Below are 22,700 nucleotides of genomic sequence, written 5' to 3' on the forward strand. Positions count from 1 at the left end.
CGTTGCTTCGGTGAGAAGGGCAGGCGCGGAGCACGCCTGCTACCGGTTGATCAGGCGTTGGCCAGGTAACGCTCGGCAACCTGGGACTGCTTGATCTGCGCCAGCAAGCCTTGCCGCGCAGCCTGCAACGCGTCCCAACGGGCGCCGTCCTGCAACGGCGGAATGGTCACCGGCTCGCGGCGGTCGAAACCGACCAGCGCTGCGTCCACCAGATCACCCACTTCCATCACGTCCGTGAGGGTGTTGATATCAATGCCCGCACGCTCCCAGATCTCGGTACGCGTGGCGGCGGGCAGCACGGCTTGCACGTACACGCCTTTGGGCGCCAGCTCCAGGCTCATGCCCTGGGACAGGAACAGCGCGAACGCCTTGGTCGCGCCGTATACCGTCATGCCGAATTCCGGGGCCAGGCCCACTACCGAGCCAATGTTGATGATAGCGCCGTTGCCCGCTGCCGCCAGGCGCGGGGCGATGGCACTGGCCAGGCGTACCAGCGCCGTGGTGTTGAGGGCGACCAACTGCGCGACGCTGTCGGTGGACTGTTCAATAAAACTGCCGGACTGCGCGGCGCCTGCATTATTGACTAGCGTGCCAATGCTGGCGTCGTCGCGCAGGCGCGCTTCAACTGCGGCCAGGTCAGCGTTCTGGGTCAGGTCGGCCGGGAGGATATCAACGCTGACGGCGTGGTGCTCACCCAGCCTGGCGGCGAGCGCTTCCAGGCGCGCGATGTCACGGGCGACCAGTACGAGGTCGTGGCCGCGTGCGGCAAAGCGTTCGGCGTAGGCGGCGCCAATACCGGTCGAAGCGCCAGTGATCAGAACGGTGTTGGAAGTGCTCATGGTGTGATGCTCTGTGAGTGCGAGGAGGTTTTATGATGTTGATCATAATCAAAGCTGTCAACGGTTTTGATTATGATCGACATCATAGTAATATGCCTATCTCGCACGCTGTCAGGACCACAGACATGAAGATCACCAAGGCGCAGTCACAGAGCAATCGGGCCCATATCGTCGCGACAGCTTCCGAGCTGTTCCGCGAGCGGGGTTTCGATGGGGTGGGCGTGGCCGAGTTGATGGCTGCGGCTGGTTTTACCCAAGGCGGCTTTTACAAGCATTTCGGTTCCAAGGCGGACTTGATGGCGGAAGCCGCCGCCAATAGCCTGGCGCAGTCACTGGCCGACAGCGCGGAGAGGGAGGTGGAGCAGTTTTTCGAGGTTTACCTGTCCAGGCAGCACCGCGACCATCGCGGCGGCGGATGCACATTGGCGGCGTTGTGTGCCGATGCCGCCCGTCAATCGGACACGCTGAAGGCGACCTTTGCCGAGGGTTTGGAAAACACCCTGCAGACCCTGGAAGCAAAGTACAACGCGGCTCATGAGACGCCGCAAGAAGGCCTGCGTGCGAAAATGCTCGACAGCATGGCCCATGCCATCGGCGCAATCATGCTGTCGCGGGCGTGCCCGGATGATTCCGCACTGGCCGATGAAGTGCTTGAGGTTTGCCGCAAGGAGATTACGGCGTCACTGCCGTAATCCCGTTCGCATCACCTCATGCCGTTTCGGCGACGGACACCTGCGTGGCCCCGGCCAATGCTGGCAGCACGCCAGCGCGCAGGTCATTACCGCTCGGCTGCTGATACAGGCTCAACCCGAACTCCGGCAACACTGCCAGTAGATAATCGAAAATATCCCCCTGGATCCGCTCGTAATCTGCCCACGCCGTGGTGCGGGTAAAGCAGTAGATCTCCAGTGGCACGCCCTGGGCAGTGGTTTGCATCTGGCGCACCATGCAGGTCATGTTCGGCTGGATGTCCGGGTGGCTTTGCAGGTATGCCAGTGCGTAGGCGCGAAAGGTGCCGAGGTTGGTCATGCGCCGACGGTTGGCCGACAGTTGCGCTCTGTGGCCCTGGGCCTCGTTCCAGGCCTTGAGTTCGGCCTGCTTGCGGCTGATATAGCCGCTGAGCAAGTGCACCTGGGTCATGCGCACTTCTTCCTCGTCGTTCAGGAAGCGTACGCCGCTGGCGTCGATGTACAGGCTGCGCTTGATACGGCGCCCACCGGAGGCCTGCATACCGCGCCAGTTCTTGAACGACTCGGACATCAAGCGCCAGGTCGGGATGGAAACGATGGTCTTGTCGAAATTCTGCACCTTGACCGTATGCAGAGTGATGTCCACCACATCGCCATCGGCACCCACCTGGGGCATTTCGATCCAGTCGCCAACCCGCAGCATGTCGTTGCTGGTCAACTGCACACTGGCGACGAACGACAGCAGCGTGTCCTTGTACACCAACAGAATCACCGCCGACATCGCACCCAGGCCAGACAGCAGCAACAGCGGCGAACGGTCGATCAGGGTGGCGACGATGATGATTGCGCCAAACACGAACAACACCATTTTTGCCAACTGCACATAACCCTTGATCGAGCGGGTGCGTGCGTGTTCGGTGCGTGCGTAGATATCCAACAGGGCGTTGAGCAGGGCGCTCAAGGCCAACACCATGAACAGAATGGTGATCGCCAGCGCCACGTTACCGATAAACAGAATGGCGGTCTTGCTCAGGTCAGGTACCAGGTACAGGCCGAACTGGATCACCAGGGGCGGCGTCATTTGCGCCAGGCGATGGAAGACTTTGTTATGTCGCAGATCGTTCAACCAGTGCAGGGCCGGTTGCCGGCCAAGCAATTTGACCGCGTGCAGGATGAGGTAACGCGCTACCCGTCCAACCAGCAGTGCCACCACCAGCAGCACCAGCAAGCCGAGGCTGGAATGCAGGACCGGATGTTCATCGAGGGCGCCCCAAAGGTCTTGGACGTTGAGCCAGAGCTGTTTGATATCCATGAGTGAACCGATTCTTCTGTAAGACAACACGGGCCGATTAGAGCATTTAAGTGCAACAAAGTTGACGCTCTGGACAAAATCGCTGACAAAAAAGCAGCTGATTAGTCCCGTTCGCGTAAAGAAACTCGGTTTGGGCGCCCGAAACCGGTAACCTATGCAGCTGATATTTTGTATTTCTTCGAGGTAGCACCCGTGTTTTCCCAATTCGCCCTGCACGAACGCCTGCTCAAAGCCGTGGCCGAGCTTAAATTTGTCGAGCCTACGCCTGTGCAAGCAGCGGCCATCCCGCTCGCGCTCCAAGGGCGTGACCTGCGGGTGACGGCGCAAACCGGCAGCGGCAAGACCGCTGCTTTCGTCTTGCCGGTTCTGAACCGTCTGATTGGCCCGGCCAAGGTCCGCGTCAGTATCAAGACCCTGATCCTGCTGCCGACCCGCGAGCTGGCCCAGCAGACCCTCAAGGAAGTCGAGCGCTTCTCGCAGTTCACCTTCATCAAGTCGGGCATCATTACCGGCGGCGAAGATTTCAAGGTCCAGGCCGCCATGCTGCGTAAGGTGCCGGATATTCTGATCGGCACCCCGGGGCGCATGATCGAGCAGCTCAACGCCGGCAACCTCGACCTCAAGGAAGTCGAAGTACTGGTGCTCGACGAAGCCGACCGTATGCTCGACATGGGCTTTGCCGATGACGTGCAGCGCCTGGTTGCTGAATGCGTCAACCGCCAGCAGACCATGCTGTTCTCCGCCACCACCGGCGGTTCGACCCTGCGCGACATGGTTGCCAAGGTGCTGAACAACCCTGAGCACTTGCAGGTCAACAACGTCAGCGACCTGAACGCCACCACGCGTCAGCAGATCGTGACCGCTGACCACAACGTGCACAAAGAACAGATTCTGAACTGGTTGCTGGCCAACGAGACCTATCAGAAAGCCATCGTGTTCACCAACACCCGTGCCGCCGCCGACCGTATCTACGGACGTTTGGTCGCGCAGGAATACAAGGCGTTCGTGCTGCACGGCGAGAAAGACCAGAAGGACCGCAAGCTGGCCATCGACCGCCTCAAGGCGGGCGGCGTGAAGATCCTGGTAGCCACCGACGTGGCTGCCCGTGGCCTGGACGTTGATGGCCTGGACCTGGTGATCAACTTCGACATGCCCCGCAGCGGCGACGAATACGTACACCGTATCGGCCGTACCGGGCGCGCCGGCAACGATGGCCTGGCCATCTCGCTGATCTGCCACGGCGATTGGAACCTGATGTCGAGCATCGAGCGCTACCTCAAGCAGTCGTTCGAGCGCCGCACCATCAAGGAAGTCAAAGGCACTTACACCGGGCCGAAGAAGGTCAAGGCGTCGGGCAAGGCCGTTGGCGTGAAGAAGAAAAAGACCGACGCCAAGGGCGACAAAAAGAAAACCGGCGCCAAGTCACCGACCAAGCGCAAGATCGCCAACCGGCCGAAGACCGACAACCTGTCGCTCGTCAGCAAGGACGGCATGGCGCCGCTCAAGCGCCGCAAGCCAGAAGCGCCGGCTGCCGAATAAGCAGCCAGGCAGAAAAAAACCGGACGACAGTGTCCGGTTTTTTTTCGCCCTCAGTTTTTAGCCTTGGAGGCGGCTTCTTTCAGCTCCTTGAGCCGGGCGTCGATCAACTGGCATTTGTCGGGAAACTCGGCGCTTTCGGTGTCCAGGTCCATTTTCTGCAACTCGTCATTCATCTCCTTGGCCTTGGTCGGGTTCTGCTCCGTCAGCCGGGTCACTTCATTGGCCAGCGCTTTGCGCTTGGCTGTGGCTTCCTCGGGCGTGCAGGCCCAGGCGGGCAGGGCGCTCAACAGCGTGGCGACAATCGCCAGGTTCATCAGGGTTTTCATGGTCGGGCTTCCTTGGCGGTGATGTGCAGTTGAGGCGGCGAACGTCTGGAAAGTTCAGAGAAATGACGCCCGTCCATTCAGGTGAACGGCCGGTGCCAGAACGTGTCACTACCTGTGACGGGCTCATTTTCCATCGGCCTGCAGGAGGAATCAGGATGACGACTTACAACTGGGATCTGATCGAACGTTTGCTGCACGAAGTGCAGAACGGCGAAGGCAGCTTCGCCCCGCGCAAATACGCCGAGCAGGAAGCGGCCGAGAAAGCCACGGCCGGCGAGGACACGGGCAACCTGGATGCGTTGAAAAAAACCGCCGCCGACTATGAGGCGCTGTTGTTCAAGCGCGGCTTTATCGAGTCGCGTCCGGAAGAAGAGGGCGGTAATGGTGAGAACTTCATCCTGACGGCGCGCGGTGCACGTCTGCTGGCGTTGATCGACAGTTCGATCCCTGGCCATGAGCACCCCCGTCAAGTGATGGACGAGCAGGAGGACGCGCTGGATGAAGCGACCTTCGATCAAGTCGCTTCCAAAGCTGCGATTGCCGGTGGCGCTATATAACTCCTGAGTCCAATAGGGATGGGAACCATGCTCCCATTCCTATTGATTTGCGCCGGCCTTGAGGCATTTAAGTGCTTTGAAATCGCTCCGAACGCCGTCGATTTTTTGCTTCAGTTTCTGACGCTGTTGCACGCTGCTCTCAGCCATCAGGTCCACGATCAGGCTGCGCGCTGCCGCTTCCGTCTGGGCATAGGCAGCGCGGTATTCAGGCGTCCATAGGCTCTCTCGGTCCACCAGCAAACGTTGCATTTTCTGCGGGAAGTCGGCGTCGTGGCGGTGCTCGACGGCCTCGATAAACTGCGCCTGCCAATGGGCGCGATTGCCGATCCACGCCTGGTTCTGGTCGTCCAAAGCAGTGGACCAGGCCGTCACGCGATTTTGCTGGCTGACGTTCAACGGGCCGATCCAGGCGTCCAGACGCTTACTCATGCGCGCGGCGCGTTCCTTGATTTGCTGGTCCAGCGGCGGCTTGAGGTATTCGTCCTGGCGTTTGCGCAAGTCCTTGGCCAGTGCGTCGTTCATATCCTTGACCTGTTGATCGTCCAGGCCTTGCAGCAGTTGCACGGCCGACGGCGTGACTTCCCGCGCAATCTCGGCAATTGCCTGTTTGGCTTCGACGGTACGGGCTTGCAACGCGGCGTCGGTGACCCGGTTGCTGTCGACCATTTGCTGCAGGCGGTCCAGCCAGTCCAGGTAGCCAGGCAATTGCGTGGTGCAGTGCCAGGCCAGGTGTTCCTTGAGGGTGTCGTTGAACCAGCTTTTCTGCCCGGCGTTCATGTCCAGGTAGTCGTTGAGGCTCCAGGGGATGATCACGTCGAGGTTGCGGTAGGCCAGGCCGACACGATTGCAGCCGGCGAGCACCAGGCTCAGGGTCAGCAGTACCATCAGGAGTTTGAGCCGGCGCAACATGGGCGAGTCCTTGCACGGATGGGGTTAATGCATGTGAACCTGCGCGGGGTGCGACAGTTCAGCCCATCAATAAAACGACCGCACGACCTTCAAGGTCAACAGGCCGTCACATTGCGAATTGTGTCCGGAGTAGGCCGAGCAGTCACCGCCACTGAGGCTGGAGTCACTGTAGATCAGGTCCAGGTCAATGCCTTTCCAGGCGCGGGAAAGTTGTACCGACCAATCGCTGAAGCTGCTGATGGCGCCGTTTTCCACTGACACCGGTGTGCCCAATTGATGGGTGGTGTATTTCATACTGACGCCGATGCCGAAGGGCTGGGTGCCGCCGAGGTCGGCGAACAGGGTGCTGTCCTGGCGGTCCGGGTCGTTGCTGAAGGACACGCCGAAGCGGTTGCCCAACAGGTTCAGGCCACCGTAGAACTCTTGGCTGTCGAGGGGGCTGAGTTTGGGGTAGCTGTAATGGATCAAGCCGACTTCGTAACCCAGGGTCTGGTCGAAGGGGCGTTTGAAGCCCATGTAGGAATCGACTTCGAGGTTGCTGGCCGAGGACAAGCCCATGTTCGGGGAAAACTGGCCGAAGTACAGGCCGCTGTCGTGGGTCAGGTCCAGGCCGCCGTGGAACGAATCGCTGCCCGGAGAAGTAGGCTTGACCAGGCCCTGGGCCATGCTGCGGCTGGGAGTGGTGCCCAATTTCAGGTCGAAGTCCCCCAGTTCACGCTGAAAAATCTGCGCTTCGGCCAGAGGGCTGGCGATCAGAATGCTGACCAGGAAAATGCAGCGTTTAAGCATGCTTCACTCCATGAAAAGCGAGGAGCAGTAACCGATGGATTCGAGCAGATGCCCGTGCTAGACGTGTGCAAGGATACCGGCGAATGCCAGGCATTGAGGCCCGTTCGTCGATTAGCTTGATATTGAAGGGTGTACGAGGGTGTTTCGAACTCTAGTCCTAGCGCCTTGAAGGCAAGACGCTTAGGGACCAGATGCAGTGCGCGGGTAGAACGATTATTTCTTGCCCAGGCTGATCTGCTTGGACGGGCCGAAAGTCTGGCCGCTCACGCCCTTGGCAATTTGCTGGATTTCGCCGCCGGACTTGAGGAAAGCAGCAATCTGGCTGTTGATCGATTCGCTGGTTTCAACGGCGGGAGCTGGCTTTGCTTTGCTGTTGGATGCTTTTACACGCATGGCGGCCACTAACCTGTAGAAAATTAACTTGGCCAGGCATCGTACAGGAAATACTTGACAATTGCTTGGCAAATATCCCCTGGGAATAAATGGCGGGTTGGGAAATGGCCCAAGTTAAATGATGAAATAAGGCGCTAACTTACTGTTTTAGCTCGAAACCAACGGCGCGCTACGGGCTGGCGGCGTGGAAAAATTCAACCGATTGATCAGACGAGCGGGGCAATGCCAGTAGAACGCCATGCCAGCCCGCGATTTTTCAGGCGCGCGCGCGTGCAGGGCCCAACTCGGGTAGAATGCCGCCCACGCAATGAGGGTATTGGAAATGGCTTTAGTCGGGCGCTACAACAGCTTGCAAGTGGTCAAGCACACTAACTTTGGTTTGTACCTTGATGGTGCGCAAGACGGGGAAATCCTCTTGCCTAATCGGTATATCCCTAAAGATATTCCCAGTGAAGATGAAGACTGGCTCAATGTTTTCATTTATCTGGACAGCGATGACAAACTTATCGCCACCACCGAAAAACCCAAAGTTCAAGTCGGCGAATTTGCCAGTTTGAAAGTTGTGGAGGTCAACAGTATCGGGGTGTTCCTCGACTGGGGCTTGCCGAAGGATCTGCTGCTGCCGTATTCGGAAGAAAAGCGTCAGCTGACGGCGGGTGAATATTGCGTGGTGCATGTCTATCTGGACAAACACACCAAGCGCATTACCGCCACTGCACGCCTTGACCGTTACCTGGACAAAACGCCGGCCAACTACCAGGTGGGCCAGGAAGTCGACCTGCTGGTGGCTGAAGCCACGGACATGGGCTTCAAGGCGATTATCAACAACAAGCACTGGGGCCTGATCCACAAAAACGAAGTGTTCAAGTTCCTGCGCCCGGGCAAGGAAGAAAAAGGCTTCATCAAAGAGATCCGTGCCGATGGCAACATCAGCCTGAGCCTGCAGCCGGTCGGCCAGGAAGCGGCCTCCAGCCTCAACTCCAAGATCCTCGCCAAGTTGCGCGACAACAACGGCACCCTGCCGGTCAGCGACAAAAGTGATCCGGCGGTGATCAGCAACTTGTTCGGCGTCAGCAAGGGCAACTTCAAGAAGGCCATTGGTGCGCTCTACAAACAGGGCCAGATCGTGATTCATGCGGACCGCATTGAACTAAGCTGAGTACACGCTGCTCTCCTGTAGGAGCGAGCTTGCTCGCGAAAATATTCCAGGCGCTGCGTAGCGTCGGATGTACGTTTTTCGCGAGCAAGCTCGCTCCTACAGGGTTGTGTCATGTCGAAAAGAACGGTTTTTGCCTACCTTGGCACCTTGCTCGCCTTCCTGGTCCTCGACGGCCTCTGGCTTGGCGTGCTCATGGGCCCCACCTATAAATCCCTGCTCGGCCCGCTGATGCTTGATCAGCCGCGCCTGTTGCCTGCGGTGTTGTTCTATCTGCTGTATGTGGTCGGTTGTGTGGTGTTCGTAGTCCTGCCCAGTGCCAGTTGGCAACGTGCTGCGCGGTTGGGTGCGCTGCTGGGCCTGGTGGCCTATGGCACTTATGATTTGAGCAACTGGGCCACGCTTCAGGGCTGGTCTGCCGAGCTCGCGGTGATGGACATGGCATGGGGCACCTGTTTAACCGCTGTGTGCTGCACCGTCGGCCACCTCTGCGCACGGCGCGTGCATCGGTAGTTGGCGGTTGATCAAGATCGAGCCGGCCACTAACAAACCGGCCCCGGCGACGATCAACGCCGGGTGCAGACTACCGCTGAGGTGGCTGCTCACCGAGGCCAGCAGCGGACCGCTCAGTTGGCCGATGGCAAAGCTGGCGGTCAGTAGCCCCGTGCTGCGTTGGTAGCCTTCGGGCGCAACCTCGCGAAGGCGTGCCATTACCAGTTGCATGCAGGCCAGGAAGGGCGCGCCGCACAACAACACCCCCAGGGCCAGGCCCCAACTGTTATCGAGCAGACAGGCGAAGACCCCGGCCGCTTGCAACCACAAGGTTACGATCAGCCAGCGGCGCGTGGTGTCTGGGTGCTTGCCTCGCAGGCATGTCACCGCCACACCCGCAGCGGCTGCCAGGCCGAAGCAGGGCCAGAACAGATCGGCCTGCCAGGCTCCGTTGAACTGTGCGCTGGCCATCTGCGCCAGAAAGGTCGCCGGGATGATGTAGCCCAAGCCGTACAGGAAATAGATCCAACACAGATGCGCGATGCTGCCGTTGCTGCTTGCCCGGGTTTGAGCTGGCGCCGTGAGGGTTGGCTTGGGCAAAAAAGGCAGGATCGCCAGCAGCATCACCAGGGCCACGACGCCGTAGACCAGCCACAGCATGGCGGAGCCTTGCCCCAACAGGTTTGAGCCCGCCGCCAGCAAGCCCGTCAGCGCAATCCCCAGTCCCGGCCCGGCAAATACCAGCGCACCCAGGCGCGGCCGCCCGGCGGCGATCGCCAGCGGCTGGCTCAGGCTGGTAATCATCACCAAGGCCCAGGCGCTGGCCACGCCGGTTGCGAAGCGCAACAGCAAGTGCGGCCAGAACCCATGGGCCCAGTAGGACGCCAGCGTTAGCAGTACGCAGAGCCACAGCCCACCATAAAGGCGACCGCGTACAGGTTGATGGCTGCGAGCAAAGATCGAATCCACTGCGCCGACAAAATAGCCCAAGTAATTGGCGGCCGCGATCAGCCCGGCGCCCGTCAAGTCGACCTGACCTTCGTTGAGCAAATGCGGCATTTGCGGGGTAAGGGCGAAGCGGCCAATCCCCATGGCCATCATTAAGGCGATGAAGCTGGCGAGTAAACGAATCTGCGGTGACATGCTCAAGTTTCCTACAGGAAAACGAATGGCTTGTAGGCTAAGGCTGATTGACTTTCTGTAAAATTGAATAATAGTGAGTAACTTGTTCAGTTTTGGAGAAAGGTATGGAGTTCAGTCAATTGCGGATTTTCCAGGCCGTGGCGGAGGAGGGCTCCATCACCCGCGCTGCTGAACGTTTGCACCGCGTACCGTCGAACCTGTCGACCCGGCTTAAACAGATGGAGGAGCAACTGGGGGTGGAGCTATTTGTGCGCGAGCGCCAGCGGTTGCAGCTTTCTCCTGCGGGTAAAGTGCTGTTGGACTACAGCACCCGGCTACTGGCGCTGCACGACGAAGCCCACGGCGCCGTTCAAGGCGGGCAACCGGCCGGTGACTTTGTGTTGGGCAGCATGTACAGCACCGCCGCGGTTCACCTGCCGAAGCTGCTGGCGCGCTATCACCGGACTTACCCCATGGTGAACCTGCAAGTGCAGTCGGCGCCCAGCGGGGAGTTGCTGGAAGGTTTGATTACCGGGCGGCTGGATGCAGCATTTGTCGACGGCCCGCTGACCATCGCGACCCTCGATGGCGTACCGCTGTGCGAAGAGCGCCTGGTATTGATTTGTGAAGCCGATCACCCACCGGTGCGCGGGCCCCAGGACGTTGCTGGCCGCTCGGTGTTCACGTTCCGACGCAGTTGCGCCTACCGTACGCGCCTGGAAACCTGGTTTTCCCACGAGCATGTGGCCATGGGGCGGGCGATCGAGATCGAGTCCTACCAAGGGATGCTTGCGTGTGTGATCGCCGGTTCGGGGGTGGCGTTGATGTCGCAATCGATGCTCGACAGCCTGCCAGGCAAGGACAGCGTGTCCGTTCATCCGCTGACCGGGCCTTTTGCCACTGCGACCACCTGGCTGATGTGGCGAAAGGGTATGCTCGGCGCTAACCTCAATGCATGGATCGACCTGCAACACGAGTGCAGCCCGGCACGCCTGGCAGATACACGCGCCATTGCTTGAACGATCCGTCAGGATTCGGATCAATCCAGTAATAGTTAGTTGTGGTTTCGTTCAAGCATTACCCAGGACTTAGGGCTACTATCTCTGTAGGAAACGGCGACAAAACTCACGCCGACCAGCACTACCCTCAAAGGGGGCAACCATGAAAGAGAAAATCCAAAACTGGCTCCACGATCTGGGCGTTGCACTGGGCTTGATTGAGCCTCCGCTGCAACCGGTGCCGATCCGTACGGATGATGAGCAGCGTCGGCCACGTCGCCGCTAAGCGTCAGGTCCAAAGAATACGGCAAACAGGAGAGCGGGCTTGCTCGCGAATACGGTGCATCAGCCAAAAAAGATTGAATGACGCACCGCTCTCGCGAGCAAGCCCGCTCCCACTTTTATTTTGCGCAAGGCAAAAAAACGGGCGCGACACCGACGTCGCACCCGCTGAAGAAACTATCCTAATAGCTCAAGCCGCCCGAGCCGCCACGGTATCCGGCCTGCGCGACAACACGCTCACCAGTACAAAACTCACCAGTGCTACCGCCAGGCTGTAGTAAATCGGTGTGTTTGCGTCCAACCCATCCTTGAACATAAACACCAGTGCGGTGACGAAGCCCAGCGTCATGGACGTAATTGCACCCGACGTCGTGGCGCGCTTCCAAAATAGCGCGCCAATCAGTGGTACCAACATACCGCCCACCAAAAGGTTATAGGCCAGGGTCAGGGCGCTGATCACGTCATTCACCACCAGCGCGATGCCCAGTACGGCAACCCCGGTCAGCAGTGTGAACAAGCGGTTGATGCCCAGGCTCGATTGCTTGCCACCGCGCAGCCGTGGCAGCAGGTCTTCGGTCAACACGGTGGATGCCGCGAGCAGGGCGGCGCTGGCGGTGGACATCATTGCCGCCAGGGCCGCGGCAATCACCAGGCCACGAATGCCGTCCGGTAACGAAACTTTGACGATGGCGGCAAAGGCATTGTTGACGTTATCCAGGTCCGGGATCAGCACGTGAGCCGCCATGCCAATCAGGGCGCAGGCCAGACCGTAGAGAATGCAGTAGAAACCGGCGAAAGTACCCGCGTACTGGGCGACCTTTTCATCACGAGCGGTGAACACGCGCTGCCAGATATCCTGGCCAATCAGGATGCCGAAGAAGTAGATCAAGAAGTAGGTGATGATCGTGTCCCAGCCGATCGCGGTAAAGCTGAAGCTCGACGCCGGCAGCTTGGCCACCAGTTCATCCCAGCCGCCGACGCGGTACAGGCAGATGGGCAGCAGGATGAAGATCAGGCCGACGGTCTTGATCACAAATTGCACGATATCGGTCAGGGTCAGCGACCACATGCCACCGATGGTCGAATACACCACCACCACGCCGCCGCCTACCAGCACCGACAGCCAGAACGGCAAGTCGAACAGCACTTGCAATACGGTAGCGATGGCCAGGATCGAAGTCACGCCGAGCATCAGGGCATAGGCCAGCATGATCACCGCGCTGGCCTGACGTGCCATGGGGTTGTAACGCTTTTCCAGGACCTGGGTAACGGTGAAGATTTTCAGTTTCAGCAGCGGCTTGGCCAGGAACAGGTTCAGCGCAATGATCCCGGCGCCCAGCGCGGCGCACAGCCAGAAACCTGAAATGCCGTGCACATAACCCAGGCGCACGGTGCCGACGGTGGAGGCGCCGCCCAATACTGTGGCGGCCATGGTGCCCATGTACAGCGACGGGCCGAGGTTACGGCCTGCCACCAGGTAGTCTTCGTGGGTCTTGGCGCGGCGCATACCGTAGTAGCCGAGCACGAGCATACCGGCGGCGTAGATGAGTACGACGAATAAATCCAAAGCCATGACGGTGATTCTCCGATTATCTTTTTTATGGGCGATCAGGCGGCAGCCGGCTCGGTCAACACGCGAGCGAAGGTCAGGTACATCTTGGGTCGGGGATCTGTACGATCCCCATGATTGTTAGTGTGAAGGCATCAGCGATGCGCGACGCCAGGCAATACGCAGAGCATCTCGTACAGCAAGTTGGCGCCGAGCAACGAGGTATTGCCGGTGGTGTCGTAAGGCGGCGAAACTTCCACCAGGTCGCAACCAATCAGGTCCAGGCCCTGGCATCCCCGGATGATCTCGATGGCCTGGATGGTGGTCAGCCCACCGATTTCCGGGGTGCCGGTGCCGGGCGCCCAGGCGGGGTCGATGCCGTCGATATCGAAGCTGAGGTACACCGGGCCGCCGCCGACTTTTTCTCGCACTTGTGCCATCAACGGGGCAAGGGAGTGGTGCCAGCATTCTTCGGCCTGGACCACGCGAAAGCCTTGCTTGCGGCTCCAGTTGAAGTCTTCGGCGGTGTAGCCCTGGGCACGCAGGCCGATCTGCACCACGCGATCGCAATCGAGCAAACCTTCTTCCACGGCGCGGCGGAAGGTGGTGCCGTGGGCAATTTTTTCGCCGAACATGTGGTCGTTGACGTCGGCGTGGGCATCGATGTGCACCAGCCCGACCTTGCCGTGTTTCTTGTGGATCGCCCGCAGGATCGGCAGGGTGATGGTGTGGTCGCCACCCAGCGTCAGGGGGATAACGTCGTGCTCAAGGATTTCATCGTAGGCCTCTTCGATGATGCGCACCGCGTCGAGCAGGTTGAAGGTGTTGATCGCTACGTCGCCGATATCGGCCACCGACAGTGAGTCGAACGGGGCAGCGCCGGTGGCCATGTTGTAGGGGCGGATCATCACCGACTCGGCGCGGATTTCCCGAGGGCCGAAGCGGGTGCCGGCGCGCAGCGAGGTGCCGATATCCAGGGGCACGCCGATAAAAGCGGCGTCCAGGCCTTTGGCCGTTTGCAGATGGGGAAGACGCATCATGGTGGCGATGCCGGCGAAGCGCGGCATTTCGTTGCCGCCCAGTGGTTGGTGGAAAATCTTGTCCACGGGATTGCCTCATCGTTGTTTTGTTTATTGATGGCCGATTCTGCGAAAAGCCTGGGGCAGGAAGAATCGGCAGGGGCAAATACTTAGTTCAGATTTTTCTAAACTAAACCCCGGGGTAAACTCCCTGATCCTGTAGGAGCGAGCTTGCTCGCGAAAAACGTCAACGATAATGCGGACATCCAGAATATTCGCGGCGTCCTCAGGTTTTTCGCGAGCAAGCTCGCTCCTACAGTTCAAGCATTTGGAGACCTGATGGCCAACGCCTTGCCCGACCTCAAACTCCTGCGCATCTTCGTCAGCGTCGTGCGTCACCAGGGGTTCGCCAACGCCCAGCACGAGCTGAACCTTTCGACGTCGGCCATCAGTACGTATATGAGCCAACTCGAATCCGCCCTGGGCCTGGTGCTGTGCCATCGAGGTCGCGGCGGCTTCAGCCTGACCAGCAAGGGCGAGTTGTTTCATCAGGAAACCCTGCGCCTGCTGGGCGAGCTCGAAGGCTTCGAGCAATACGCCGCTGCGCTCAAAGGCGAGTTGCGCGGCACGCTCAAATTGGGCGTACTTGATTCCACCGTCAGCGACAAGGCCCTGCCGTTCGCTGAGGTGATTGGCGCCTACAGCCTGGAACATCCCGCGGTTCACTTGAACCTGTCGGTGATGAGCCCCTACGAACTGCAACTGGGCGTGCAGGATAACCGCCTGGACCTGGCCATCGGTGCGTTCTCCAACCGCATGAGCGGCCTGATCTATATGCCGCTGTACCGCGAACAGCACTGGCTGTATTGCAGCAACCGGCACCCGCTGTTCAGCGAGCGGCGCATTCCCGAGCAGGTCATCACCCAGCAGCGTATGGTCGGGCGTGGCTACTGGAGCCAGGCCGAGCTGGCGCGCCACGGCTTCAAGCACAGCGCCGCGACCGTCGAAAGTATGGAAGCGCAGTTGATCCTGGTATTGTCCGGTGCCTACATCGGCTACCTGCCCGAACACTACGCCCAGGCCTGGGCCGACAAGGGTGACCTGCGCGTATTGCTGCCGGCGACCTTCGGCTACCAGGCGCCGTTTTCGATGATCATGCGCCGTGGTCGTAGCCGTGAACCGCTTATCCAGACCTTCCGCGACTTGCTCAAGACCCAGCTCAACCAGGCCTGAAAAAACATGTCCAGACCCCAATGCCCGCATTGCTTGCGGCCGACCACCCACTGCCTCTGTGCACTGATCCCGACCCTCGACAGCCGCACCCGCGTGTTGCTGTTGCAGCACCCGAGCGAGGTCGGCCATGCGCTCAATACCGCGAGGTTGGCGGCGTTGGGCTTGAAGAATGCGCAGTTGGTGGTAGGGGAGGTGTTTGATGATCTGGCGACGTTATTGAGCCCGCCTGGGTATCAGGCACGGCTGTTGTTTCCGGCCGATGAGGCGCAGCCTTTGCAGGCTTATATGCCCGGCGATCAGCCCCTGCTGTTGGTGGTTCCGGATGGCACCTGGCGCAAAGCGCGCAAGCTGCTTCACCTCAACCCGTTGCTGGCTGCGCTGCCACGCGTGACCCTGGCTGATGGCGGCATTTCACGTTATCGACTGCGCAAGGCCCCTGGTCCAGGAGCGCTGTCGACGGTGGAAGCTATTGTGCAAGCCTTGCAGGTGCTGGAAGCGCCGGTATCGTTCGAACCGCTGCTCAAACCCTTTGAAGCGCTGATCGAAGGGCAGATTGCGGCGATGGGGGAAGAAGTTTTTCAGAAAAACCATGGCGACGCGCGGCGGGAATAGCAGGTTAATCGAGGCGCGCTTATCGGGGCATAGGTATCTACACAACTCTTTGGTGCGACGCCGGACTTGTGGGAGGGGGCTTGCCCCCGATGGCGGCCTAAGAGCCGACCGGGATGCTGGACTTTGATCGAGTGCATATCCGTTATTTAGGTAACGGCTGATATTGGTTCCGCTTTTACAGCGGGTCACTTTGGAAAAGAGCCCCAAAGTAACCAAAGGGCTCTTGCCCCACCACTCGGCACCTCGCTTAGGCTCGGTGTGCCCGTAATCCGCCATGGATTTGGGGGGCCGCCGCCACGCGCCATCCATGGCGCGGGGCGGCTAAACCGGCATCCCTGCCGGTTTACCCCCCAAATCCCTGGCGAATTCCGGCCAGCGTGGTTTAACGGGGCGCTTAAGATCAAGATCAAAAGCAGAGCAAGAGCAAGAGCGGCTCGCTTCGCATCGTGGTTAGCGTCGGCAGTGGCTACAAAAGTTGTGTAGATACCCATGTTTATCGGGGGCAAACCCCCTCCCACAGTTGACCGAGTTCCAATGTGAGAACGCGGTCGAATGTGGGAGGGGGCTTGCCCCCGATGGCGTCGCAACAGTCGCCATATTATTGGCTTATTCCTATAAGCCATAAGCACCACACTTTGCGTGATATGGCCCGCAGTCCTTTCCCGGTATGATGTCCGCCCCCGCAGTCTGGATTGCGAATACGCCATGACCTTGCAGTACCCCACAATCGCCGATTGCGTCGGCAACACGCCCCTGGTCCGCTTGCAACGCATGGCGGGTGAAACCAGCAATACCCTGTTGCTCAAGCTCGAAGGCAACAACCCGGCCGGCTCCGTCAAGGATCGCCCGGCGTTGTCGATGATCGCTCGCGCCGAGTTGCGCGGGCAGATCAAGCCGGGCGACACCCTGATCGAAGCCACTTCGGGTAACACCGGGATCGCCCTGGCCATGGCCGCGGCGATCAAGGGTTACAAGATGGTGCTGATCATGCCCGACAACGGCAGCGCCGAGCGCAAGGCGGCGATGACTGCCTATGGTGCCCAGTTGATCCTGGTCACTCAGGAGGAGGGCATGGAAGGAGCCCGGGACCTCGCCGAACGTATGGCCGCCGAAGGCCGTGGTGTGGTGCTCGATCAGTTCGCCAACGGTGACAACCCCGAGGCGCACTACACCAGCACCGGCCCGGAAATCTGGCGCCAGACCCAGGGCACCATTACTCATTTTGTCAGTTCCATGGGCACCACCGGCACCATCATGGGCAATTCGCGCTACCTCAAGGAGCAGAACCCGGCGATCCAGATCGTCGGCCTGCAACCGATGGAAGGTGCGGCCATTCCTGGTATCCGCCGCTGGCCCGAAGAGTACCTGCCGAAGATCTACAACGCGACGCGGGTAGACCGCATCATCGACATGGCCCAGCGCGAAGCCGAAGACACGACCCGCCGCCTGGCCCGTGAAGAGGGCATCTTTTGCGGCGTGTCCTCCGGCGGCGCCGTGGCCGGTATGTTGCGCTTGTCCAAAGAAGTGGAAAACGCGGTGATCGTCGCGATCATCTGTGACCGAGGCGACCGCTACCTGTCGACCGGCATTTTCGACGAACCCAACTGATGGCCAAGCACGAAAGAGGCTTGCGCTTCCAGCCAACGGGCGGCAGCCGGGCCCCGCAGATCCCGGTGGGCAAGAAACAACGCCTGACCATTGAGCGCCTGGCCAATGATGGCCGTGGCATTGTGTTCTTTGAAGGCCGCACCTGGTTTGTGAATGGCGCGCTGGCCGGCGAAGAAGTGGAAGCACGGGTGTTGGGTACCCACGGCAAAGTGGTCGAGGCCCGCACCGAGCGGGTGTTCCAGGCCAGTGAGCTGCGGCGCCCTGCGCCCTGCGCTCATGTGGGCCGCTGTGGCGGCTGCAGCGTGCAGCATCTGCCTCATGACCAGCAACTTGCCCTGAAACAGCGCATGCTCGCCGAGCAACTGTCGCGGGTGGCAGGTGTCGAACCGCAAGAGTGGGCGCCGCCGTTGAGCGGGCCGGAGTTCGGGTACCGGCGTCGCGCCCGTGTGGCCGTACGCTGGGATGCCAAGGCGAAAAAGCTCGAAGTGGGTTTTCGCGCCGTGGCCAGCCAGGACATTGTCGCCATCGATGACTGCCCGGTGCTGGTACAAGCCTTGCAACCTATCATGCAGCGCTTGCCGAATATGCTGCGTCGCCTGAGCAAACCGCAGGCGCTGGGGCATGTGGAGCTGTTCAGTGGTTCGTCCATCGCCGTGTTGCTGCGGCATATGGCACCGCTGTCCGAAGCAGATTTGCTGATCCTGAAAGAATTTTGCACCTTCCATGAAGCCCAATTGTGGCTGCATGGCGAGGGCCAGCCGGAACCTGTCGAGCCCGATCAGGCCCTGGGCTTTCGCCTGGATGCCTGGGATCTGGAGCTGGCTTACCGGCCGGGAGATTTTGTGCAGGTCAACGCCGGGGTCAATCAGGCGATGGTTGCCCAGGCACTCGAATGGCTGGCGCCACAAGCCGACGAACGGGTACTGGACCTGTTTTGCGGGCTGGGCAACTTCGCCTTGCCACTGGCGCGCCAGGTGCGTGAAGTGGTGGCTGTAGAAGGGGTGCAGACCATGGTGGACCGTGCAGCGCTCAATGCTGCTAGCAACCATTTGTCTAACGTGCAGTTCTTTCAGGCCGATCTGTCTGCGCCTTTGACTGACGCGCAATGGGCCAAACAGGGCTTTTCTGCGGTACTCTTGGACCCACCCCGCGATGGTGCCCAAGAGGTTGTGCGCAAGCTCGCTACCCTTGGGGCCAAGCGCCTGGTGTATGTGTCCTGTAACCCAGCTACGCTGGCGCGGGACACGGTTGAGTTGGTCAAGCAAGGCTACCGGCTAAAGCGTGCCGGGATCCTCGACATGTTTCCGCAGACTGCGCATGTCGAGGCCATGGCGTTATTTGAAGCGGGCTAGGATGCCCGTTTAATCCGACTGGCCTGCGTTCTCCAAGGCCTTGGTACTGCTACGGAGCTCGCAGTAAAAGTCGGCGATGATTTTGGCGCATCGAAGGTGCGTCGTAGGGAAGGTAAGCAAGATGGTACAGGTGAGAGCACACCAGCCGATCAACACCGACGGCAGTATCAATCTGGAGGCATGGCTGGATCATGCCGTCAGTGTCGACCCGGCACTGGACCGTGAAGCCTTGAAAGCAGCCTGCGAGTTCGCTCGTGAGTCTGAGCAGCAAGACAATGCGGCCAAGAACCTGTGGGCCGAAGGCACTTCAAGCTTTCGCACCGGGTTGGAAATCGCCGAGATCCTTGCCGATCTCAAACTGGACCAGGATTCGCTGATCGCCGCCGTGCTCTATCGCGGCGTGCGCGAAGGGCATATTGCGTTGGCCACCGTTGGTCAGCGTTTCGGTTCGGTGGTGGCCAAGCTGATCGACGGCGTGCTGCGCATGGCCGCCATCAGCGCCAGCCTCAGCCCGCGCCAGTCCATGGTGCTGGGCACCCAGGGCCAGGTGGAAAACCTGCGCAAGATGCTGGTGGCGATGGTCGACGACGTGCGCGTTGCCCTGATCAAGCTGGCCGAGCGTACCTGCGCGATCCGTGCGGTGAAGACCGCCGACGACGAAAAGCGTAACCGCGTCGCCCGCGAAGTTTTCGACATTTACGCGCCGTTGGCCCACCGCCTGGGGATCGGCCACATCAAGTGGGAGCTGGAGGATTTGTCCTTCCGCTACCTGGAACCGGACCAATACAAACAGATCGCCACGTTGCTGCATGAGCGGCGCCTGGATCGCGAGCGCTTTATCAGCGACGTGATGGGCCAGTTGCGTTCCGAACTGCAAGCGACCGGCGTGGACGCCGACATCAGCGGCCGCGCCAAGCACATCTATTCGATCTGGCGCAAAATGCAGCGCAAGGGCCTGGCCTTCAGCCAGATCTACGACGTGCGTGCGGTGCGCGTGCTGGTGCCGGAAATGCGCGACTGCTACACCGCGCTGGGTATCGTCCACACCCTGTGGCGGCACATTCCCAAGGAATTCGACGACTACATCGCCAACCCCAAGGAAAACGGCTATCGCTCGCTGCACACGGCGGTAATCGGCCCTGAAGGCAAGGTGCTGGAAGTGCAGATCCGCACCCACGCCATGCACGAAGAAGCCGAGCTGGGGGTGTGTGCGCACTGGCGCTACAAGGGCACCGACGTCAAGGCCGGGTCCAACCAGTACGAAGAGAAGATCTCCTGGTTGCGCCAAGTGCTGGAATGGCACGAAGAACTCGGCGACATCGGCGGCCTGGCCGAGCAACTGCGGGTGGATATCGAGCCGGACCGGGTCTATATCTTCACGCCTGACGGCCACGCCATCGACTTGCCCAAAGGCGCCACGCCGCTGGACTTTGCCTACCGCGTGCACACCGAAATCGGGCATAACTGCCGCGGCGCCAAGATCAACGGGCGTATCGTGCCGCTCAACTACAGCCTGCAAACCGGTGAACAGGTCGAGATCATCACCAGCAAGCACGGCACGCCGAGCCGCGACTGGCTGAACCCGAATCTGGGCTACATCACCACTTCGCGGGCGCGTGCGAAGATCGTCCACTGGTTCAAGCTGCAGGCGCGCGACCAGAACGTTGCCGCCGGCAAGACCCTGCTCGAACGCGAACTGGCGCGCCTGGGCCTGCCTCAGGTGGATTTCGACAAGCTGGCCGAAAAAGCCAACATGAAGATCGCCGAAGACATGTTCGCCGCCCTTGGTGCCGGTGACCTGCGCCTGGCGCAACTGGTCAACCTGGCCCAGCAACTGGTCGAGCCGGAGCGCGGCAACGAACAGCTGGAGCTGATCCCGCGCAAAGCCACCGGCTACAAACCGGGCAAGCGCGGCGATATCCAGATCCAGGGCGTGGGCAACCTGATGACGCAAATGGCCGGCTGCTGCCAGCCGTTGCCGGGCGACGCCATCGTCGGCTATATCACCCAGGGCCGCGGCGTGAGCATTCACCGCCAGGACTGCGCCTCGGTGCTGCAACTGGGCGGGCGCGAGCCGGAGCGGATCATCCAGGTCAGCTGGGGGCCGGTGCCGGTGCTCACGTATCCGGTGGACATCATCATCCGTGCCTACGACCGTTCAGGCCTGCTGCGTGACGTCTCGCAAGTGCTGCTCAACGAGCGGATCAACGTGCTGGCGGTCAATACCCGATCGAACAAAGAGGACAACACGGCGTTGATGTCCCTGACCATCGAGATTCCGGGGCTGGATGCGCTGGGGCGCTTGCTGGGGCGGATATCCCAGTTGCCGAACATCATCGAGACCCGGCGTAACCGCACCCCGTGATTAGCAGGATGACAGCCGACTGACATGTGGAGTTGTTTTCTGTGGGAGCTGGCTTGCCTGCGATAGCATCACCTCGGTCTAACTGAAGCACCGAGTCGCAAGCATCGCAGGCAAGCCAGCTCCCACATTGGATTTTCAGCGGAAAGAGATACGATGTATTCACTCGAAGACCTGCTGCACCTGATGAACCGCCTGCGCGACCCGCAGTACGGCTGCCCGTGGGACATCAAGCAAACCTACGCGACCATCGTCCCGCACACGCTGGAGGAGGCCTATGAAGTGGCCGACGCCATCGAGCGCGGCGACTTTGACCATCTGCAAGGCGAGCTGGGCGACCTGCTGTTCCAGGTGGTGTATTACAGCCAACTGGCGCGGGAAGAAGGGCGCTTTGAATTTGCCGGGGTGATCGACAGCATCACGCGCAAGCTGATTCGGCGCCATCCCCATGTGTTTCCCACCGGCGACCTGTATGCACCGCTGGATATCCCGCAGTTGAGCGAAGAACAGGTCAAGGAGCGCTGGGAGCAGATCAAAGCTGAGGAGCGCGCAGAAAAGTCCGACGCTCCCGAGCAACTCTCCCTACTCGATGATGTGCCCACCGCCTTACCCTCGTTGTCCCGCGCGGCCAAATTGCAAAAGCGCGCCAGCCAGGTCGGTTTCGACTGGCCGGCCGCCTTGCCGGTGGTGGACAACGTGCGTGAAGAGTTGGATGAAGTGCTCGAAGCCATGGCCGATAACGATCCGCAGGCCATTGCCGATGAAGTCGGTGACCTGCTGTTTGCCGCCGTCAACCTGGCTCGTCACCTCAAGGTTGACCCGGAAACTGCACTGCGCGGTGCCAATGCCAAGTTCGAACGCCGTTTCCGATTTATCGAACAGGCATTGCGCGATACGCACCAACCCATAGAAGATTGCACCCTCGAAGAGTTGGACGCCCTGTGGGGCGAAGCCAAACGCCAGGAAAAGAATGTGTCCAGCTGCGGTTGAGCAGCTGCCTAAGTGAGTAAGCACCATGAGCCTTTCCCTTCGCGACCAGTTGCTCAAAGCAGGTCTGGTCAACCAAAAGCAGGCCAAACAGGTCGGCAAAGAGAAGCAGAAGCAGCAGCGTCTGGTCCACAAGGGCCAGGCCGAAGTCGATGATACCCAGGCACGCCTGGCCGCTGAGGCACACGCCGAGAAGGTCAAGCGTGACCAGGAACTCAACCGCCAGCAGCAGGAAAAAGCCGAGGCCAAGGCGCGTACCGCCCAGGTCAAGCAACTGATCGAAACCTCGCGTCTGCCCAAGCTGACCACCGAGGACTACTACAACTTCGTCGATGACAAGAAGGTCAAGCGCCTGTCGGTCAACACCTTGATGCGTAACAAGCTGAGCAACGGCTCCCTGGCCATCGTGCACCACGGTGGTGGTTATGAGGTGATCCCGCGGGAGGCGGCGCTGAAGATTCAGGAGCGCGCACCGGAGCGCATCGTGCAGCTCAACATCCTCACCGAAAGCCAGGTGCCGGATGAGGACGATCCGTACGCCGCCTACCAGATCCCTGATGATCTGATGTGGTAAG

At 60.2% G+C, this 22,700-nt stretch carries 23 protein-coding genes; 14 read left to right on the top strand and 9 right to left on the bottom strand.

The window, feature by feature from the left end:
- Positions 1–50: 50 nt before the first annotated feature.
- A complete protein-coding gene (locus tag JFT63_RS17525; RefSeq protein ID WP_198844380.1) occupies positions 51–839 on the bottom strand; it encodes an SDR family NAD(P)-dependent oxidoreductase in 789 nt (262 codons plus the stop codon).
- A gap of 125 nt (positions 840–964) precedes the next feature.
- On the opposite strand from JFT63_RS17525, the gene JFT63_RS17530 reads away from it, so the two are divergent.
- Entirely contained in the window at positions 965–1,531 is a 567-nt protein-coding gene (locus tag JFT63_RS17530; RefSeq protein WP_198844381.1) for a TetR/AcrR family transcriptional regulator, read from the top strand.
- A 16-nt stretch (positions 1,532–1,547) separates the two neighbouring features.
- On the opposite strand, the gene JFT63_RS17535 is transcribed toward JFT63_RS17530, so the two are convergent.
- Positions 1,548–2,840 (bottom strand): mechanosensitive ion channel family protein, encoded by a 1,293-nt coding sequence (locus JFT63_RS17535; RefSeq protein WP_198844382.1) that lies wholly within the window; start codon positions 2,838–2,840, stop codon positions 1,548–1,550.
- Positions 2,841–3,032: 192 nt separating this feature from the next.
- Between JFT63_RS17535 and JFT63_RS17540 the strand changes: the two genes are divergently transcribed.
- Positions 3,033–4,379 carry a DEAD/DEAH box helicase gene (locus tag JFT63_RS17540; RefSeq protein WP_005790219.1) on the top strand — a complete coding sequence of 449 codons (1,347 nt, stop codon included), beginning with the start codon at positions 3,033–3,035 and terminating at the stop codon, positions 4,377–4,379.
- A gap of 50 nt (positions 4,380–4,429) precedes the next feature.
- Here JFT63_RS17540 and JFT63_RS17545 read toward each other — a convergent pair whose 3' ends face one another.
- Entirely contained in the window at positions 4,430–4,705 is a 276-nt protein-coding gene (locus JFT63_RS17545; RefSeq protein ID WP_057700970.1) for a hypothetical protein, read from the bottom strand.
- Between the two features lie 155 nt (positions 4,706–4,860).
- Here JFT63_RS17545 and JFT63_RS17550 point away from each other — a divergent pair, with 155 nt between their 5' ends.
- Positions 4,861–5,262 carry a hypothetical protein gene (locus JFT63_RS17550; RefSeq protein WP_057700969.1) on the top strand — a complete coding sequence of 134 codons (402 nt, stop codon included), beginning with the start codon at positions 4,861–4,863 and terminating at the stop codon, positions 5,260–5,262.
- Between the two features lie 39 nt (positions 5,263–5,301).
- Here the strand turns inward: JFT63_RS17550 and JFT63_RS17555 are convergent, their stop codons facing one another.
- From JFT63_RS17555 to JFT63_RS17565, 3 genes are all read right to left on the bottom strand, one after another.
- Positions 5,302–6,171 (bottom strand): DUF6279 family lipoprotein, encoded by an 870-nt coding sequence (locus JFT63_RS17555; protein WP_198844383.1) that lies wholly within the window; start codon positions 6,169–6,171, stop codon positions 5,302–5,304.
- 66 nt (positions 6,172–6,237) lie between these two features.
- A complete protein-coding gene (locus JFT63_RS17560) occupies positions 6,238–6,960 on the bottom strand; it encodes a TorF family putative porin (protein ID WP_198844384.1) in 723 nt (240 codons plus the stop codon).
- A gap of 213 nt (positions 6,961–7,173) precedes the next feature.
- Entirely contained in the window at positions 7,174–7,353 is a 180-nt protein-coding gene (locus JFT63_RS17565; protein ID WP_003193095.1) for a hypothetical protein, read from the bottom strand.
- A 322-nt stretch (positions 7,354–7,675) separates the two neighbouring features.
- Between JFT63_RS17565 and JFT63_RS17570 the strand changes: the two genes are divergently transcribed.
- Together JFT63_RS17570 and JFT63_RS17575 are read left to right on the top strand one after the other, a co-directional pair.
- Positions 7,676–8,512, top strand: a complete 837-nt coding sequence (locus JFT63_RS17570; RefSeq protein ID WP_019820451.1) for a CvfB family protein — start codon at positions 7,676–7,678, stop codon at positions 8,510–8,512.
- Positions 8,513–8,623: 111 nt separating this feature from the next.
- Positions 8,624–9,022, top strand: coding sequence for a DUF2177 family protein (locus tag JFT63_RS17575; RefSeq protein ID WP_186558392.1), 399 nt, complete (start codon positions 8,624–8,626; stop codon positions 9,020–9,022).
- Here the strand turns inward: JFT63_RS17575 and JFT63_RS17580 are convergent.
- Positions 8,966–10,144, bottom strand: coding sequence for an MFS transporter (locus JFT63_RS17580; protein ID WP_198844385.1), 1,179 nt, complete (start codon positions 10,142–10,144; stop codon positions 8,966–8,968). The two genes, JFT63_RS17575 and JFT63_RS17580, sit on opposite strands and share 57 nt — an antisense overlap.
- Positions 10,145–10,248: 104 nt before the next feature.
- Here JFT63_RS17580 and ptrR point away from each other — a divergent pair, with 104 nt between their 5' ends.
- On the top strand, positions 10,249–11,142 hold the full coding sequence (gene ptrR, locus JFT63_RS17585) for a putrescine utilization regulator PtrR (RefSeq protein ID WP_186558397.1): 894 nt from the start codon (positions 10,249–10,251) through the stop codon (positions 11,140–11,142).
- A gap of 142 nt (positions 11,143–11,284) precedes the next feature.
- Positions 11,285–11,407: a PA1414 family protein gene (locus JFT63_RS29900; RefSeq protein ID WP_003193089.1), complete on the top strand. Its 123-nt coding sequence runs from the start codon at positions 11,285–11,287 to the stop codon at positions 11,405–11,407.
- 186 nt (positions 11,408–11,593) lie between these two features.
- Here the strand turns inward: JFT63_RS29900 and JFT63_RS17590 are convergent, their stop codons facing one another.
- Both JFT63_RS17590 and speB read right to left on the bottom strand, forming a co-directional pair.
- Complete coding sequence (locus tag JFT63_RS17590; protein WP_198706436.1) at positions 11,594–12,976, bottom strand: sodium:solute symporter; 1,383 nt, start codon at positions 12,974–12,976, stop codon at positions 11,594–11,596.
- A 131-nt stretch (positions 12,977–13,107) separates the two neighbouring features.
- The gene (gene speB, locus JFT63_RS17595) at positions 13,108–14,058 is read right to left on the bottom strand and encodes an agmatinase (protein WP_032880005.1); all 951 of its coding nucleotides are present in this window, start codon (positions 14,056–14,058) and stop codon (positions 13,108–13,110) included.
- Between the two features lie 252 nt (positions 14,059–14,310).
- Between speB and JFT63_RS17600 the strand changes: the two genes are divergently transcribed.
- From JFT63_RS17600 to JFT63_RS17630, 7 genes are all read left to right on the top strand, one after another.
- Entirely contained in the window at positions 14,311–15,204 is an 894-nt protein-coding gene (locus JFT63_RS17600) for a LysR family transcriptional regulator (protein ID WP_005790200.1), read from the top strand.
- A gap of 6 nt (positions 15,205–15,210) precedes the next feature.
- Positions 15,211–15,816, top strand: coding sequence for a tRNA-uridine aminocarboxypropyltransferase (locus tag JFT63_RS17605; protein WP_198844386.1), 606 nt, complete (start codon positions 15,211–15,213; stop codon positions 15,814–15,816).
- A 705-nt stretch (positions 15,817–16,521) separates the two neighbouring features.
- Positions 16,522–17,424, top strand: a complete 903-nt coding sequence (gene cysM, locus JFT63_RS17610; protein WP_003193080.1) for a cysteine synthase CysM — start codon at positions 16,522–16,524, stop codon at positions 17,422–17,424.
- Positions 17,424–18,776, top strand: coding sequence for a 23S rRNA (uracil(1939)-C(5))-methyltransferase RlmD (gene rlmD, locus JFT63_RS17615; protein WP_057700961.1), 1,353 nt, complete (start codon positions 17,424–17,426; stop codon positions 18,774–18,776). The genes cysM and rlmD overlap by 1 nt, the downstream gene beginning before the upstream one ends.
- Positions 18,777–18,897: 121 nt before the next feature.
- Positions 18,898–21,141 (top strand): GTP diphosphokinase, encoded by a 2,244-nt coding sequence (gene relA / locus JFT63_RS17620; protein WP_057700960.1) that lies wholly within the window; start codon positions 18,898–18,900, stop codon positions 21,139–21,141.
- 153 nt (positions 21,142–21,294) lie between these two features.
- Positions 21,295–22,128 carry a nucleoside triphosphate pyrophosphohydrolase gene (gene mazG, locus JFT63_RS17625; protein ID WP_032880011.1) on the top strand — a complete coding sequence of 278 codons (834 nt, stop codon included), beginning with the start codon at positions 21,295–21,297 and terminating at the stop codon, positions 22,126–22,128.
- Positions 22,129–22,153: 25 nt separating this feature from the next.
- Positions 22,154–22,699 (top strand): DUF2058 domain-containing protein, encoded by a 546-nt coding sequence (locus JFT63_RS17630; protein WP_014719402.1) that lies wholly within the window; start codon positions 22,154–22,156, stop codon positions 22,697–22,699.
- Position 22,700: the final 1 nt, after the last annotated feature.

Origin of the sequence: Pseudomonas sp. MF7453 (assembly GCF_016405455.1) — a bacterium.
Lineage (GTDB): Bacteria > Pseudomonadota > Gammaproteobacteria > Pseudomonadales > Pseudomonadaceae > Aquipseudomonas > Aquipseudomonas paralactis.

Coding starts and splice junctions, on each gene's coding strand:
- JFT63_RS17525 (WP_198844380.1), bottom strand. CDS start 839: ATGAGCACTTCCAACACCGTTCTGATCACTGGCGCTTCGACCGGTATT.
- JFT63_RS17530 (WP_198844381.1), top strand. CDS start 965: ATGAAGATCACCAAGGCGCAGTCACAGAGCAATCGGGCCCATATCGTC.
- JFT63_RS17535 (WP_198844382.1), bottom strand. CDS start 2,840: ATGGATATCAAACAGCTCTGGCTCAACGTCCAAGACCTTTGGGGCGCC.
- JFT63_RS17545 (WP_057700970.1), bottom strand. CDS start 4,705: ATGAAAACCCTGATGAACCTGGCGATTGTCGCCACGCTGTTGAGCGCC.
- JFT63_RS17550 (WP_057700969.1), top strand. CDS start 4,861: ATGACGACTTACAACTGGGATCTGATCGAACGTTTGCTGCACGAAGTG.
- JFT63_RS17555 (WP_198844383.1), bottom strand. CDS start 6,171: ATGTTGCGCCGGCTCAAACTCCTGATGGTACTGCTGACCCTGAGCCTG.
- JFT63_RS17560 (WP_198844384.1), bottom strand. CDS start 6,960: ATGCTTAAACGCTGCATTTTCCTGGTCAGCATTCTGATCGCCAGCCCT.
- JFT63_RS17565 (WP_003193095.1), bottom strand. CDS start 7,353: ATGCGTGTAAAAGCATCCAACAGCAAAGCAAAGCCAGCTCCCGCCGTT.
- JFT63_RS17570 (WP_019820451.1), top strand. CDS start 7,676: ATGGCTTTAGTCGGGCGCTACAACAGCTTGCAAGTGGTCAAGCACACT.
- JFT63_RS17575 (WP_186558392.1), top strand. CDS start 8,624: ATGTCGAAAAGAACGGTTTTTGCCTACCTTGGCACCTTGCTCGCCTTC.
- JFT63_RS17580 (WP_198844385.1), bottom strand. CDS start 10,144: ATGTCACCGCAGATTCGTTTACTCGCCAGCTTCATCGCCTTAATGATG.
- ptrR (WP_186558397.1), top strand. CDS start 10,249: ATGGAGTTCAGTCAATTGCGGATTTTCCAGGCCGTGGCGGAGGAGGGC.
- JFT63_RS29900 (WP_003193089.1), top strand. CDS start 11,285: ATGAAAGAGAAAATCCAAAACTGGCTCCACGATCTGGGCGTTGCACTG.
- JFT63_RS17590 (WP_198706436.1), bottom strand. CDS start 12,976: ATGGCTTTGGATTTATTCGTCGTACTCATCTACGCCGCCGGTATGCTC.
- JFT63_RS17600 (WP_005790200.1), top strand. CDS start 14,311: ATGGCCAACGCCTTGCCCGACCTCAAACTCCTGCGCATCTTCGTCAGC.
- JFT63_RS17605 (WP_198844386.1), top strand. CDS start 15,211: ATGTCCAGACCCCAATGCCCGCATTGCTTGCGGCCGACCACCCACTGC.
- cysM (WP_003193080.1), top strand. CDS start 16,522: ATGACCTTGCAGTACCCCACAATCGCCGATTGCGTCGGCAACACGCCC.
- rlmD (WP_057700961.1), top strand. CDS start 17,424: ATGGCCAAGCACGAAAGAGGCTTGCGCTTCCAGCCAACGGGCGGCAGC.
- relA (WP_057700960.1), top strand. CDS start 18,898: ATGGTACAGGTGAGAGCACACCAGCCGATCAACACCGACGGCAGTATC.
- mazG (WP_032880011.1), top strand. CDS start 21,295: ATGTATTCACTCGAAGACCTGCTGCACCTGATGAACCGCCTGCGCGAC.
- JFT63_RS17630 (WP_014719402.1), top strand. CDS start 22,154: ATGAGCCTTTCCCTTCGCGACCAGTTGCTCAAAGCAGGTCTGGTCAAC.